This window comes from Nitrospira sp. CMX1 (assembly GCF_054902215.1).
Genome location: NZ_JBUBKD010000055.1, coordinates 40,298 through 53,992, shown reverse-complemented (window position 1 = coordinate 53,992; position 13,695 = coordinate 40,298). Strand labels below are relative to the sequence as shown.

The 13,695-nt window shown below is 54.9% G+C and carries 13 protein-coding genes; 11 read left to right on the top strand and 2 right to left on the bottom strand.

The features are described 5' to 3' along the window. The first annotated feature begins 157 nt into the window (after positions 1-157). Positions 158-1,387 (top strand): TCR/Tet family MFS transporter, encoded by a 1,230-nt coding sequence (locus ACYX34_RS13915; protein ID WP_462077170.1) that lies wholly within the window; start codon positions 158-160, stop codon positions 1,385-1,387. A gap of 916 nt (positions 1,388-2,303) precedes the next feature. Here the strand turns inward: ACYX34_RS13915 and ACYX34_RS13910 are convergent. Continuing rightward, positions 2,304-2,879, bottom strand: coding sequence for a thioredoxin family protein (locus ACYX34_RS13910; protein WP_462077169.1), 576 nt, complete (start codon positions 2,877-2,879; stop codon positions 2,304-2,306). A gap of 176 nt (positions 2,880-3,055) precedes the next feature. Here ACYX34_RS13910 and ACYX34_RS13905 point away from each other — a divergent pair, with 176 nt between their 5' ends. Further along, a complete protein-coding gene (locus ACYX34_RS13905) occupies positions 3,056-3,778 on the top strand; it encodes an SIMPL domain-containing protein (RefSeq protein ID WP_462077168.1) in 723 nt (240 codons plus the stop codon). 28 nt (positions 3,779-3,806) lie between these two features. Here ACYX34_RS13905 and ACYX34_RS13900 read toward each other — a convergent pair whose 3' ends face one another. Beyond that, complete coding sequence (locus ACYX34_RS13900; protein ID WP_462077167.1) at positions 3,807-4,901, bottom strand: WD40 repeat domain-containing protein; 1,095 nt, start codon at positions 4,899-4,901, stop codon at positions 3,807-3,809. A gap of 268 nt (positions 4,902-5,169) precedes the next feature. Here ACYX34_RS13900 and ACYX34_RS13895 point away from each other — a divergent pair, with 268 nt between their 5' ends. The 9 genes from ACYX34_RS13895 to ACYX34_RS13855 all read left to right on the top strand — a co-directional run bounded on the left by ACYX34_RS13895 (position 5,170) and on the right by ACYX34_RS13855 (position 13,684). Next, complete coding sequence (locus tag ACYX34_RS13895) at positions 5,170-6,168, top strand: hypothetical protein (protein ID WP_462077166.1); 999 nt, start codon at positions 5,170-5,172, stop codon at positions 6,166-6,168. A 144-nt stretch (positions 6,169-6,312) separates the two neighbouring features. Then, complete coding sequence (locus ACYX34_RS13890) at positions 6,313-6,915, top strand: 4Fe-4S dicluster domain-containing protein (protein ID WP_462077165.1); 603 nt, start codon at positions 6,313-6,315, stop codon at positions 6,913-6,915. A gap of 174 nt (positions 6,916-7,089) precedes the next feature. Beyond that, the gene (locus ACYX34_RS13885) at positions 7,090-8,067 is read left to right on the top strand and encodes a TorD/DmsD family molecular chaperone (RefSeq protein WP_462077164.1); all 978 of its coding nucleotides are present in this window, start codon (positions 7,090-7,092) and stop codon (positions 8,065-8,067) included. A 78-nt stretch (positions 8,068-8,145) separates the two neighbouring features. Then, a complete protein-coding gene (locus ACYX34_RS13880; protein ID WP_462077163.1) occupies positions 8,146-9,096 on the top strand; it encodes an ethylbenzene dehydrogenase-related protein in 951 nt (316 codons plus the stop codon). Between the two features lie 226 nt (positions 9,097-9,322). Continuing rightward, positions 9,323-11,101, top strand: coding sequence for a B12-binding domain-containing radical SAM protein (locus ACYX34_RS13875; protein ID WP_462077162.1), 1,779 nt, complete (start codon positions 9,323-9,325; stop codon positions 11,099-11,101). Between the two features lie 48 nt (positions 11,102-11,149). Continuing rightward, a complete protein-coding gene (locus ACYX34_RS13870) occupies positions 11,150-12,274 on the top strand; it encodes a hypothetical protein (protein WP_462077161.1) in 1,125 nt (374 codons plus the stop codon). Positions 12,275-12,293: 19 nt separating this feature from the next. Next, on the top strand, positions 12,294-13,100 hold the full coding sequence (locus ACYX34_RS13865; protein ID WP_462077160.1) for a tetratricopeptide repeat protein: 807 nt from the start codon (positions 12,294-12,296) through the stop codon (positions 13,098-13,100). 24 nt (positions 13,101-13,124) lie between these two features. After that, on the top strand, positions 13,125-13,400 hold the full coding sequence (gene tatA, locus ACYX34_RS13860) for a twin-arginine translocase TatA/TatE family subunit (RefSeq protein WP_462077159.1): 276 nt from the start codon (positions 13,125-13,127) through the stop codon (positions 13,398-13,400). A 104-nt stretch (positions 13,401-13,504) separates the two neighbouring features. After that, positions 13,505-13,684: a hypothetical protein gene (locus tag ACYX34_RS13855; protein ID WP_462077158.1), complete on the top strand. Its 180-nt coding sequence runs from the start codon at positions 13,505-13,507 to the stop codon at positions 13,682-13,684. The last annotated feature ends 11 nt before the right edge of the window (positions 13,685-13,695 follow it).

Here is a 13,695-nt window from a genome sequence, read left to right as displayed (position 1 = left end):
TGATTGGAGCCCGGAAGGACTAGCGGTGTTTTTTGAGCATCTATGTGCATAGACAGATTGATATTTTGACCTCTCACTCTGTCTCTTCATGTACGTATGAGAAGGCAGCCTGTTAGGTTGGGTTCGCGCATAGGGATCTCCGATCCCGCATGATTGCATGAGCATTCTCCATTCATCCACCCAACCGCGGCAGGCGGCAACCATCTTCATTCTTGTCACCATCATGCTTGACATGTTCTCGTTCGGCATCATCATGCCCGTGCTACCGAAACTCGTCGAAGACTTCATGTCTGGCGATACAGCGAAGGCCGCCTCAACCTACGGCCTGATGGGCACAGCCTGGGCGTTCATGCAGTTCGTCTGCTCGCCCATTCAAGGCGCACTATCCGATCGGTTCGGGCGACGGCCAGTCGTGCTGTTTTCGAACGTCGGATTAGGTCTCGACTTTATCCTCATGGCGGTGGCGCCCAACGTCACTTGGCTCTTTGTTGGCCGTCTGATTGCTGGCATCGCGGCGGCCAGCTTCAGCACCGCCGGTGCATACATCGCCGACGTAACGCCGCCGGAGAAACGAGCGGCCGCCTTCGGGATGATCGGCGTGGCCTTCGGCTTTGGCTTAGTACTCGGCCCGGCGGTGGGCGGCTGGCTCGGGGCGAGCGATCCGCGTCTCCCCTTCTGGGGCGCGGCGGCGATGAGTTTGGTGAACGCCTGTTACGGATTCTTCGTGCTGCCGGAATCGCTCCCACGCGAGAAGCGTATGCGCTTTATCTGGAAGCGGGCCAATCCGTTCGGCTCGTTCACACTGTTGCGGTCACATCGCGAACTCTTCACTCTCGCGTCGGTCGTCTTTCTCGGCCACCTCGCACACACGGTCTTAACGAGTGTCATGGTGCTGTATGTGGGCTATCGCTACGAGTGGGACACGAAAGCGGTCGGCTTCATGCTGACCGGCGTCGGCATCGGCGCCATGATCGTGCAAGGGCTGCTCATGAGGCCGCTTATAGCCCGGTTCGGAGAACGGACGGTTCTCCTCGCCGGATTGTTGAGCGGCGCGGTGGCTTTTGCGGTCTACGGCACGGCGATCAACGGATGGATCTACTGTGCGGGGATTCCCATCATGGCTTTCTGGGGCCTCGCCGGTCCGTCCGCGCAAGCGTTCATGTCCCGCCGCGTGAGCAGCTCCGAACAGGGACAGCTCCAAGGGGCCATTGCGGGACTCTCCGGTATCGCTAGCCTCATTGGGCCGGGGCTCTTCACGCAAACCTTCGCGCTCTTTATCGGCACACAAACCAGTTGGCATCTCCCTGGCGCACCGTTTCTTCTGGCGTCCCTATTGTTGCTCGTGGGGATGGCGATTGCCTGGCGGACGACGAGGGCTTCCGGGTGATCGTGAGATAGGTACAGACTGGCAGAAAGCGGTTGTTCGTGGCAGGTTGTAACGTGTCGATAGCTGCCGGTTGCCTCCGACAGTATCTGTCCGATCACGCCTCCGTTTCTACCCAATTTATATTGTTTGACTCCTGTCCCCATTGCGATCAGGGGATGCTGTCAGCTGTCAAGTTGCCGCTGGCTGTCCTAGGCTGTTCTCCCGCTTCATGGTCGGTTTCCCACTTGGCTCCCTTCCATCCAGTCCAGAGATAGTGATCCGATAGACCATCTGGACTGCTTCTGAAATATGGCCAGGTAGGTGTGGTGTGCCATGTGGACCTGGTTGCAGGAGTTTCGTCCCTAGGTCCTCTTTAGCGCATTATTGAGCCTTCTTTCTTATCTCACCCCTCTTGACAGAAACGAAACACCGCTCCTGTTGCGGAGGGCCGTCATCCCCAGAAAAGTGTTGAACCTGTGGATATCCATTGGATTGGCGGTGAGCAAACGAAAATCAGTGTGAACGAGTAGGCCATGTCAATAGCTGTTCCTAGGAATATGCAAAAAAGCAATGAACTTAGGCCATCAACACTATTACTGGTAGTGTTGTCGTGATAGAGCGGATGACTAAAAAATAGGCAGTTTGATAAATATATATGCTGTTTGCACCGTCTTTTTCAGGATTACGCGACTTGTTCACATGGTTATCCACAGAAGATGTGGAATGTGAATACTCGTGCCACGCTTAATCTAGACGGAAGGATTTTGGTCAGCCGTCTTGAATTCTTAGGTTCCTGGAGGGTAATGCGCCCGTCGTCTTTGCGTGACCGTTTTGATGATAGGTGGATAGATGGATTCTCGGCGGGGTTGGGCCTTCCGAACTGAACAGGCTTCCAGGATTTGAGTACGATGCTGAGAGGCTTTTTTTCAATCGCCTCTCAAGCATAAGGCGGAGCATGACCCGGCTTCCACTTGATACTACAGCCTATGCTGGGCTTCTGGTTCCCATCGACAGGCGTACCGGTGAGCACTGCTTGGATGGCTGTACGGAGATCACGACCGGTGACCGGCTTATTGTTTCCGGGGCGGCTGTCATCGAGTTGCCCATGGTAGGCCAGGCGGCGATCTCGATCAAAAAGGTAGAACTCCGGGGTGCAGGCCGCGCGATAGGCTTTCGCGACCTCCTGTGTCTCGTCGTGACAGAGTGGAAACGTGAAGCCCAGACGTACGGCCATGTCCTTCAGTTTCGGCGGGGCATCGTCGGGATAGTTGATTGGATCATTGCTGCTGATGGCGATGATTCCTAAATTCGTATCCTGATAGTCCTGTCCGAGCCTGGCAAGCTCCTGTTCGACATGCACCACGTAGGGGCAGTGCCGGCAGATAAACATGACGAGCAGTCCCGTCTTTTCAACGAACGAGTCGAGCGAATAGCGTTGCCCAGTCACGACATTCTGTAACACGAACGGCGGTGCTGTAGTTCCAAGCGGGAGCATGGTTGAAGTCATGGCCATGAGAGTGCTTCTGTCGACGACTTTAAGAAAGAAGATGCCGCATGTCTTTATGTTGGGTCAAGTGGCGATGAGGGGATATTTCTTGCGTCATTGTAGTAGCCAGACTATCCTGGGCCTTCTGAGCATGAGGTCATGGTAAGGCTCCGAATAGAGCTGGGTGCGAAAGGAGGTGGCGCATGTGGATCGTTTGGCTGTTGATACTGGTGGGTCTTCCGGCTGTAACGCTGGCCCATGATGAGACGAGTTCTGCGACATCAACTCTTACTGTCAGCGAAACCGGGATCGTGCCGCATGCGCCGGATACGGCTTTTGTGATGTTCGGATTGGAGACGGTCAGTAAGTCTCTCGCTGAAGCGCAGAAGCGGAACAGCACCGTCATGAGTAAAGTCATGGATCGGCTCAAGGATTTACAAATCGACAAGGAGCGAATCCAGACATCTTCTTTTACCGTGTCGCCGCAATATCGACCCCCATCGAACCGTCCTACTGATGTCTCGCCTGCGTCCCCGGAAATCATTGGCTATGTGGTCAGTAACATGGTGACTGTGGAAATTCGTGCTCTCGACAAGGTCGGGACGGTGATCGAAGAGGTCTTGAAGGCTGGGGCGAACAGCTTTCAGGGGTTGCACTGGGGGTTACGCGAGGAGCAATCAGTACGGCTTGGTGCTTTGATGCAGGCCGCAGCCAAGGCACGTGAAAAAGCATCGGTGCTGAGCGACGCACTTCATGTAAAGCTTGTGCGGGTTCTCTCAGTCACTGAAGGAGGCCAGATGATTCGACCTCCTGTGCCCATGGCACGTATGGCTATGGAAGCTAGCGCCGGTGATGTGCCGATCTCGTCGGGAGAACTGAAAATCGAAGCCACGGTGACGCTCGTCTACGAAATCGCGCCGAAGTGACACAAAGTGAGGCAAATAGGTAGTTAAATTACTCGGTTGATTTCGCTCCCCCTTCCCACAGCTTCACGGTGCGATCCCAGGAGGCGCTGGCAAGGCGCTTGCCGTCGGGGGAAAAGCCCAACCCTCGGACCGGGCCACTATGACCTTTGACGGTTCGGAAGTTTCGCCCTGTGGACAGATCCCAAAACTTGATAGTCTCATCGTCGCTCCCGCTCACCAAGACTTTCCCGTCCGGGGAGACGACGAGACTACGGACCCAGCCCTTATGTCCGGTCAACGCTTTCTTCTCGACCACGGTCGGCATCTCAAAGAGCTTGATGGTGGTGTCCCGGCTGCCGGTAATCAGAAATTTTGCATCCGGGGTGAAGGCCATGGCCCCGATCCAGTAGTCCATCGGCTTTTGGAATCCGCCGTCATCTTCAACAAAGTAGCCGCGAGTTTCGGTGGAATCCACTTGGTCTTTTCGCCAATGGCCGTCGTGGAGGACCTTTTCCTCTCCGCTCGGCAGTACTTCCCATACTTTAATCTTTCCGATATCGGTCCCGCTGGCGAGATGAATGCCGTCCGGTGAGAATGCGACGCACACAGACCAATGGTGGTCGTACTCGTCTTTGCCCAGAAGGGTCATCAGCTCGGTGCCGGTGGTGACTTCCCAGATCTTGATGTCCTTGTTATGGCTCCCACGTGCCAGCATGAGGCCATCCGGTGAGAGAGATAAACTGCAGACATTATGGTCATACCGGGTGAAGAGGAGTTTCACAGGTTCGCCGGTCTTGCCGTTCCAGAGTCGGATGGTACGGTCCTCGCTGCCGGTTGCCAGGGTTTGTCCATCGGGAGTGAAAACGATGGCACGGATATCGTGGGTGTGGCCGCGAAGAGAACGGAGAAGCCGACCGGTTTCAATATCCCACATGCGGACGAGGCGTTCTGCCCCCCCGCTTGCAAGCATGGTCCCATCTGGTGAAAAGGCGACAGTCCACACTCCATGTGAATGGCCTCGGAAGGTCTTCACTTCCCGACAATCAGCTCCCCAATATTCGAGGAAATCGATGGGTGGGGTTGATGTGGGTTGTGCTTGAGTGGAGCCGGGCGCGAGAAAAGGAGTCATCGTTGGATCGGGCATAGGTCGTGCGTTTCCTTGGCTGTCTGGTCCTTGATTGGTTAACAATGCGCCCAGTATAATTCACTGACCGTTCGGATCGTAAGAGATGCCTCATGATCAAGTCAACTCTTCGATGAGTCTGTCTGTGTGAACAGGCGGCTCTAGGTTGATGCCGAGGGTGTTGAGCGGACGTCACTGAAATCACAAGCCGGTGTTCCAACTTCCTCGCATCTGAACGGTGCGGCAAGGTGTGTGGCAATGGCCTCAACGTGAGATTGAGAGTATTTCAATGGAAATCAGGTTCCAACCAGCATTGCTCCAGGAAGTGATCGACTCGTTCGTCGAAAAGACAGAACGAGAGGGGGATCCGACCTATTACAAGGAATTCCATGAATATGCCGATCCCATCTACGAGAAGTTCATCCTCGAAGATCGGGAGGCAGAATTCAAGAAGTTGTATCAGTACCTCTTCGGGACCTGGGGGTTTTCGGACATCGTTCGTGATTCCTTCAATGAGAACCCGTTGCTGAAGGAGAAGATCGGTATCGTCTTGGTCAAAGGGGTCTTGAAAGAAGATCAGGAAGGCGTCGATATCTTGAGAAAATGGGGATCGGTTGAAAGGGACTTGGCCAAAGAGTTTGAGGAAAAGGGGATGAAAGGGGTTGGGATTAAGCTGATCCCTCGTCGATTTTATGATCCGGCGCTCACTCGCTATTGCCGCCACGAGCTGATGCATATCTCCGACATGATTGATCCGTCATTCGGCTACGACCCCGACACGAAGGTGGGACTGAATCCCGGTGAAGAGACCCTGATCTTGCAGCGGTATCGCGTGTTATGGAGTTTGAGCGTGGATAGCCGGCTCGTTGCGGCGGGCAAGGAGCCGATGTTGAGTAAGGAGGATCGATTCAAGGAATTCCGGTCCTGGTACCGAAAGATTCCGCCTCCTCAACTGAAGTCGGTGTTTGAGGGGCTTTGGCAGACCTCCTACTTCTCCCATTCAGAGTTGATCGAAATGGCCGCCGACATTCTTCGCGTGATGGATCGGGCCGTGGATGTCGAAGGCGGGGAGGTGCCGGAGACGCAGAATAAAATCATGCTGATGCCCGGGTTTCCCTGTCCCCTGTGCCGGTTTCCGACCTATTCATGGGTCGAAGATATGGGGACGAAGCTGGAATCCTACGTGCTGGATTTCATCCGTGAGAATCACCCCGGGTGGGATATCGAATTCGGAGCCTGTGATCGCTGTGTGGAAGTGTATAAGTTGCGAGCCGACGGCGTGATGTAGCTCGGATGGTGAAAATGGCTGCCAGCTTTGTTCTCGCGTCGCTCAAGGCCTCAACGTACACAAGGGGTACGCCTCGGCCTCTCGCTTGCTGCGGCCGCGCTGGACAGCGATTTTGACCATCCGCAACCTTTGTCAAGATTTCTCATGGCCACCAACTCCTCATATGGTCGACGGGCGTTTCTGAAAGATTCAGTCATTTCGACTGTCAGGGCAGCACAGGAACTCGTCACGCACGCGGATGCTTCCGCTGTCGAGGCCGCTGCGCCTTCAGTGCGACCGGATTGGTTGCGTCCTCCCGGTGCTGTGGCGGAAGGAGTTTTCCTGAACCGTTGCACCATGTGCAACGATTGTGTTACGGCCTGTCCTCCGGGGGCCATTGCTGCGCATCCGGTTGACGGGACCCCCATCCTCTACGCCGATCAGTCCCCGTGCCTGTTGTGCGAAGATTTCCCCTGCATCTCGGCGTGTCAAACGGACGCGCTCGTGCCGGTCCTGGGGATTGACCAGGTTCGAATGGGGATGGCGGAGGTATCGCATCGACTCTGCACGGCCGGTCAGGGTTGCCATGCCTGTGTTTCGAAGTGCCCGACAAATGCCCTCGCTCTGGATGTCGCCTCGCTGCGCCTGTCGGTTTCTCAGGAAGCTTGCGTGGGGTGCGGCATATGCGAGATGATTTGCAAGACAGTCAATGATCGTGTCGCGATCCGTGTGATCCCGGCAAGGCAGAGGGCGAGGGTTGCCCCATGAGCCGGTGGTGCTTCAATCATGATCGTATCGGCGTGATCGCGACCCTAGGAAGGCCGGTGAGTTCTCCCTTGACTTCACCCCGGCCATTTCATATACATACATGGCTTTTCCGTCGCACCTTGGACCGTGATGGTCGGGAGACAGGGTGAAGATGACGGACAGGAGGCGATTTCTATGACGAGTCAACAGCCGATGCACAGAGTTTCTGCATCTGCAACCGCCATGTTGCCGAACCCTTCCACAATGAAGGATTCCCCTGCCGTTGAGCGGGCACTCAGTCGAAGCAAGGTTTACCTGCTGGTCTCCTGGAGCCTCCTCTATCCGGAAGATGAAGAATTTCTGGACTATTTGCGGTGTGGTGAATTTGTCGAGGACGGTCGGACGGCGCTTGATGCGCTGGGCGTTGCCCTCGGCGCTGATGGGAGCCAACGTGCCAAGGACAAGCTTGTCGCGCTGAAAAAACAGTTGGACTTAGTGGAGGGGCTGATCGCTTCAGAATGCGTCAATTGGCAACTGAGCGATCTCCAGTCGGAACATCGCCGCGTGTTCAGTAACGTGATTACGCTCGATTGTCCTCCCTATGAGACCCTCTTCGGAAACGACCATGTGTTCGCCCAGTCTCATGTCATGGGCGACATCTCTGGATTCTACAAGGCCTTTGGAGTCGAACTCTCCAAGGACATCCATGAACGGCTGGATCACCTCAGTGTGGAATTCGAGTTCATGCATTTCCTTGCGTACAAGGAGTCCTACTCGCTCTGCCATGATGGGCCTGAAAAGACCCAGATCGTGGTGGAGGCACAAAAGAAATTTGTGAAGAATCATATCGGTCGATGGGTGCCGTTGTTCTGCCGCATGTTGGCCAAAAAGGCAGACTCCGGCCTGTTCAAGTTGGTCGCCGATATGACGGCCGATTGGATGGAGTTTGAGACGGCGTTCTTAGCGGTGACGCCTCAACCCTACACAGAAACCGATTATCGACCCGCAACGTTCAGTTCGCCGGAAGGTCAAACGTATGAATGCGGTGCGCAAGACCAAGGGAATGAGTTGAGCATGTTGCTGAACGAAGTCGGGGCCCAGTCCTTCATGGATGTGAAAGAGAAAGACAAGGACAAGGATCAAGAAGAGGGCCGGCCTTCTGGAACGGCCTGAGTGACTGTCAACATGATCGGTACGGTTCGAGAGTAGATGTTATCTTTATCCAATTATTCATGAGGAGGGAGTAATACTATGAGGGTAGCGCAGACGACCAACAAGAAATTGGTGTTTGCCATTCTTCTCTCCGCCCTCACTGTCGGCCTGATGCTGACGTTGGGGCGAGTGCCACTCGCCGTCAGTCAGCCGGTGACGATACCGGCCAAGACGGTTAAGGGGCCAATTCCAATGGACGGTGCCAATCCCGTGTGGGAGAGCGTCCCTGGAGTTGTCGTTCCTCTGAGCGGTCAGTTGATCACCACCCCGATGCACCCGAATATTTCGGTGAAGTCGGTGTTCGTGAAAGCGATGACGAACGGCAAAGAGGTGGGGTTGCGATTGGAATGGCTCGATCAGACGAAGAATGATACGGCGATCGGCCCACAAGACTTTCGCGATCAGGTGGCGCTGATGTTCCCGGTGAATACGGCTGGAGCTCCACCGTTCCAGTGTATGGGGCAATCCGGCGGTACCACCAACATCTGGCGATGGAATGCTGAGTGGCAGAAGGATATCGGTAAAGACAGCGCCGGAATCTGGGATGTCGACGATCAGTACCCCGGCATTTTCTGGGATTACTATTTTGAAGAGCCGGCGGGAGGCGTCACTTATCCTGACCGTATCGGTCGCAGTCTCGGGCCGTTCAATTCCGGGATCTGGTCTGGAAACATTATGTCTGACCCGACGCTTCGTGTGAGCTCTGTTGAGGATTTGAGTGCCAACGGCTTCAGCACCCTCACGACGCAAGCTCACCAGGATGTTCTCGGAAACGGTGTCTGGGAGCCGTCAGGGTCCGTGAAGGGCGGCGGGTACACTGGACCAACCTGGCGGGTTGTCGTGAAGCGGACGTTGGAAACCGGTGATGCGAACGATGTGCAGTTCAAGGCGGGAATGTCGGTGCCCATCGCGTTTGCGGTGTGGGACGGTGCCAACATCGAGCGAAACGGCATGAAGTCGCTGTCAACCTGGTTTACGTTGAAGCTGTAGTGTCTGATTAGTGCGAGGCAGCCCCCGCGCTGTCTTGTAACACGCTTTCAAAAGAGGCCTCGGATTGATGCCCTGGAGTGGGGAACGATCCGAGGCTTTTTTTGTGTCGTGACGTGGATTCATCCGCATGTTCCATCCGGGTAGGATTGCATTTCGCCTTGAGCGGAATGTATAAAATTCAAGAAATCAAAGTAACTGATTTTCAAGAGTAAAAGGACATCAGACCATGAATGTCTCGCTCCTTTTTCCTCCGACATGGCACCCCTCGCAGCCCTACCTCAGCTTGCCGTCTCTGACGGGGTTTTTACACCAAGGTGGGATTTCCAATGTCTCTCAGCGCGATCTGGGCATCGAATTGTTGGATGTCATACTGACCAAGAGCTATGCGGCAGAGATATACCAACAGTTGACGGCCAAGCAGCGAGAATTGGAGCGAAGTCAAACTGGAGAGACCGGGCCCGGTAGTCGTGAGCATTATGGGAAGGTGACGAACTCGCTTGATCGGTTCGCCTATTTGGTCGACCGGATTGAGTTGGCCAAAGAAACCCTGCGAAGCGAAGAGTTTTACGACCCTGATGCCTATCGTGCCAGTCTGTTCATGATCGACAAGTGGCTGGAAGTCGTCTCTTCCGTCTATTTCCCGACCCGATTGACTGTCGTCGATAATCAGTTTGGGAGCTACTCGATCTATTCCTCAAAGGATCTGATGCGGGTCGTGCGCGACGAAGCACAGAACCCGTTTCTCAGTCTCTTCCGTGACCGATTCATTCCCTCGATCGTCAACAGCCGTCCGGATCTTATCGGGGTATCGATTACCGCCACCTCTCAGATCATCCCAGGTCTCACCCTCTGTCGACTGATCAAGGAAGCCGCTCCAGATCTGCATATCACGATCGGCGGCAGCATTTTTACCCGTTTGGTCGATAATATCCGCCGGTGCCCTAGCTTGTTCGAGCTCACCGACGATATCGTCGTGTTTGAGGGGGAGACGGCCTTGCTGGAGTTGGTCAATCAATTGGCGGGCAAGAAAGACTACAGTAAGGTGCCCAACCTGATCTATCGCCAGAACGGCAAGATCACGGTCAACCAGCCGTTCTACTCTGAGAATGTGAATCAGCTTCCGGCCCCGAATTATGATGGTTTCCCCCTGGATCTCTACCTCTCGCCTGAACCAGTCCTTCCGGTTCAGTTTTCGCGCGGCTGTTACTACAAGGATTGCGCGTTTTGTGCATTGACCCTTGACCACCAGAATTTCAGGCAGAAGGACCCGAGTCGTACGGTCGAAGAATTGCAATGGCTGAAACAGCGTTACGGGGCACGACACTTCTTTTTCACCGACGAGTGTTTTGCCCTGTCACCGACCAAACGGTTGTGTCAGCAACTGATCGACAAGCAGGTCGACGTGAAGTGGACCTGCGAGATGCGCTTCGAAAAAAACCTCTCCCGCGAGCTGTTGGCTTCGATGCGGGATGCCGGCTGTCTGAAGATCGTGTTTGGGTTGGAGTCCTTCAATCAGCGCATCATGGATTTTATGAAGAAGGGGATCAAGCAGGAGTGGGTCCGGCGGGTGGCGGATGACTGTGTGGATCTCGGCATTGCTGTGCATTGTTACATCATCGTCGGGTTCCCCACGGAGAAGGAAGAAGAAGCGCTCGAGACCATGAACTTCGTCGTTGAAAACAAGCGGCTGCACGAGTCGTACGGCTTTTCGTGCCAGCCCTGTCTGTTTGACTTGGAAAAGGAAGCGCCGATCATGAGTGATCCCGGCGGCTATGGCATCCGTCGGATCATGCGACCGTCCGCAGAAGATCTGAGCCTTGGGTTCTTCTACGAAGTACAAGAAGGCATGACTCCGGATGAAGCGGAACGGTTGTATCAGTACGTGTACGGCAGGATCAGCGAAGTGGTGTGCGAGCTGCCGTTCAATTATGCGATGGCGGACGGGTTGCTCTACATCTCGCGCGCTAAAGCAGGAGCAAAACCGGTGTCGATGGCCGCACATTGACCCTCTTTTTCTACGGCAGCTATAATATCGATTCCTATGGATGGAGTGATGAAGTCGGCGACGCTGACCGAACGAGTGATCGGAAAAGTATCGGACTTTGGTCCGTTGTTTGACTATACGATCAAGCTCGTATTTCTCGCATCCTTCCTTGAACTTGTGTTGTACCGTTTGTTGTCGCGTCTTGGGATGCATCTCAGTAAGATGGCCGCCACGCATCCATGGATCACTCCGACATTCACGGCCTTGACCGAAGTGGGGGCATGGCTTCTCAACATCGTTGCGGTGTTGTTGTTTTTGGGCCTGACGCTCGCCATGGTCAATCGTTGGGGAGGGACTGACAACAGTCGGCTGGTGAAACTGGGGATCATCGGGACAGCCCTGTTATTGCTGCTCACCGGTGGGTTTTTGGTCGTGCAACCGGGGATGCTCGGTGCAATTGTCTACAACGGGTTGACCCTGTTGGTGCTGACGGTGTTTGTTTCGGACTATGTGATGACGCACAGGGAACCTGCCCAACGAGCGTTGGCCGTTACCTATTGCCTGGGCATATCCGGATGGTTGTATTATCAGATCGTGTCGACGAGCTATAGTCTGATGGGAACGATTGCGCAGCCTCCCCTGGTGTACGAATCACATCGTATGGGAGAGGCGTTGATGGTACTGGCCAGTTTCTGTGCTTTTCTGGCCTATGGCAAAAGCAAGAGCCTCTCGTTGCGAACGAAGAATCGGCAGCAACGCAACCGAGCCATCTGGTTTTGGGCAGTCACGGGCGTCACATTTACCGCTCTCATTGTGGTGGACTACCTGTTGGATCGTATTACTCCTGGATTCGCGTCTGCGTTTCGGCAAGCGTCGCAAGGCATCGGGTGGATCTTCCAGTTCGGGATGGGCTACACGTTCTATCTTCCTTTTGCCGTCTATGTCGCAGGATTACTCTGTTGGTCCTACACGGTGGTGAAGCTCGTGACCATGGGGAGATTGGCCGGCTACGGAATCGGGCTGATGTTCATTGCCGGCTATGCGTTGTTATTTTCAAACTTGACGTTGATGGTGGTGCTTGGGGTGATGCTGCTGACCTGTGATCGGGTGAAGGTAGCGACAGCCGAAGCATTATCGGCGAGTGCCGGTCCCATGATGCCGGCACCGGATGGATTGATGACCGGTCGGGCATAAGCCCAGAACGAGTTGAACAATGGACACACCTGCATCCATGCCCCCGCAAGGGGATACTGCCGTTGATCTTGGGGATCAGCCTCTCACTCCGGACGAAGAGATCGCCGGGATTGAAAAACTGTTGGCCAGTGAGCCGGAAGATTTTCAGGCGCGCTGCCGACTGGGAGAATTATATTTTAGCAAAGGGCGCCTCGACGATGCGTTGGCGGAGGTCAAGAAGGCCATAGAGATGGCGGAATCCCTTCGCGCTGAAATGAACCGGTCGCTCGCCATGTATTATGCAAACTTGGGCACGATTTACGCGACCAAGAGCATGGCCGATGAGGCAGAGGCCGAGTTTCAGCATGCGCTACAAGTTTTTCCCCATGACGTGCTGGCGCTCTTCAACCTGGGGAGACTCTACGCGGATAAGAAACAGTATATGGAGGCGAAGGGGTACTATGAACGCCTCGTAGAAATCACACAGGATGATCCGATCGCTTGGTATAACCTTGCCGGCGTCTATATCGAGCTGGATAACCCCCAGGTGTCCGATTACAACACGATCGACATGGGGATCCAGTGTTATCTCCGTACGCTGGAATTGGACCCCAAGCATTTGGAATCGGCCTTCAAGCTGATGGAGATCGCGCTCAATCATAAAAAGACCGATTTGGCGATTCGCGTCATGGAAAGTGCAGTGGAGCACAATCCAGACGAGCCGCTGGCCTATTACAATCTCATCAGCGTGTACGACAAGTGCAAGATGTTTGAACAGGCCGAAGAGGCCAGAAAGCGGTTGAAGGAGCGGTTTGCCAAAAAGGCCAAGGATGGTCCGAGGTCCTGATTCACTTTAAGAACGAGGTGTCCTATGTTCGGCAGTCTAGGGTTCACCGAGCTGATCCTCATCCTTATGATCGTGTTGATCATCTTCGGCGCCGGGAAACTTCCACAGTTAGGCGAAGGGCTTGGAAAGGCGATCAAGGGCTTCAAGAAGTCCGTGCATGAGGCGGAGGCCATCGAAGCCGAAGCGCAAGCAACGGCACAACAGACTGCTGCTCCTCAAGTGGCCACGGCCGCTCCGGCTCAGAGTGCTCCCTTAAGTCAGCCGGCAGGGGCTACGGTGCAGCCGGCTCCACGCGCATAGCAGGATGTTGAAAAAGTCATCCAGCGACGCTCTCGCGGCGCCTTCAAACGCGTGAAACGTATCTCGCCCTTCGACGGGACTCAGGGCCGTGAGTATGTCGAACGGTGAAACGTCGTTCGCGTGTGAAATACGAGAGGCGAGCACCGAGGCACGAGAGTGCGGCCTTGGTCGGTGAACAGCGCGTCTTGGACTTCGGCGAGCTCAGTCGAGCCGCGCGCTGGGGTGGGCGGGTGAAAAACGATGGCCATTTTGGACATTCTGCGCTGAGAGTCGAACGTGCGTAAGCGGCAAGATA

What these genes read in the sequence shown, in the direction of transcription:
- ACYX34_RS13865 (WP_462077160.1), top strand. Translation starts at nt 12,294, where the DNA reads ATGGACACACCTGCATCCATGCCCCCGCAAGGGGATACTGCCGTTGAT.
- ACYX34_RS13895 (WP_462077166.1), top strand. Translation starts at nt 5,170, where the DNA reads ATGGAAATCAGGTTCCAACCAGCATTGCTCCAGGAAGTGATCGACTCG.
- ACYX34_RS13870 (WP_462077161.1), top strand. Translation starts at nt 11,150, where the DNA reads ATGAAGTCGGCGACGCTGACCGAACGAGTGATCGGAAAAGTATCGGAC.
- ACYX34_RS13885 (WP_462077164.1), top strand. Translation starts at nt 7,090, where the DNA reads ATGACGAGTCAACAGCCGATGCACAGAGTTTCTGCATCTGCAACCGCC.
- ACYX34_RS13900 (WP_462077167.1), bottom strand. Translation starts at nt 4,901, where the DNA reads ATGCCCGATCCAACGATGACTCCTTTTCTCGCGCCCGGCTCCACTCAA.
- ACYX34_RS13875 (WP_462077162.1), top strand. Translation starts at nt 9,323, where the DNA reads ATGAATGTCTCGCTCCTTTTTCCTCCGACATGGCACCCCTCGCAGCCC.
- ACYX34_RS13915 (WP_462077170.1), top strand. Translation starts at nt 158, where the DNA reads ATGAGCATTCTCCATTCATCCACCCAACCGCGGCAGGCGGCAACCATC.
- ACYX34_RS13910 (WP_462077169.1), bottom strand. Translation starts at nt 2,879, where the DNA reads ATGGCCATGACTTCAACCATGCTCCCGCTTGGAACTACAGCACCGCCG.
- ACYX34_RS13890 (WP_462077165.1), top strand. Translation starts at nt 6,313, where the DNA reads ATGGCCACCAACTCCTCATATGGTCGACGGGCGTTTCTGAAAGATTCA.
- ACYX34_RS13905 (WP_462077168.1), top strand. Translation starts at nt 3,056, where the DNA reads ATGTGGATCGTTTGGCTGTTGATACTGGTGGGTCTTCCGGCTGTAACG.
- ACYX34_RS13880 (WP_462077163.1), top strand. Translation starts at nt 8,146, where the DNA reads ATGAGGGTAGCGCAGACGACCAACAAGAAATTGGTGTTTGCCATTCTT.
- tatA (WP_462077159.1), top strand. Translation starts at nt 13,125, where the DNA reads ATGTTCGGCAGTCTAGGGTTCACCGAGCTGATCCTCATCCTTATGATC.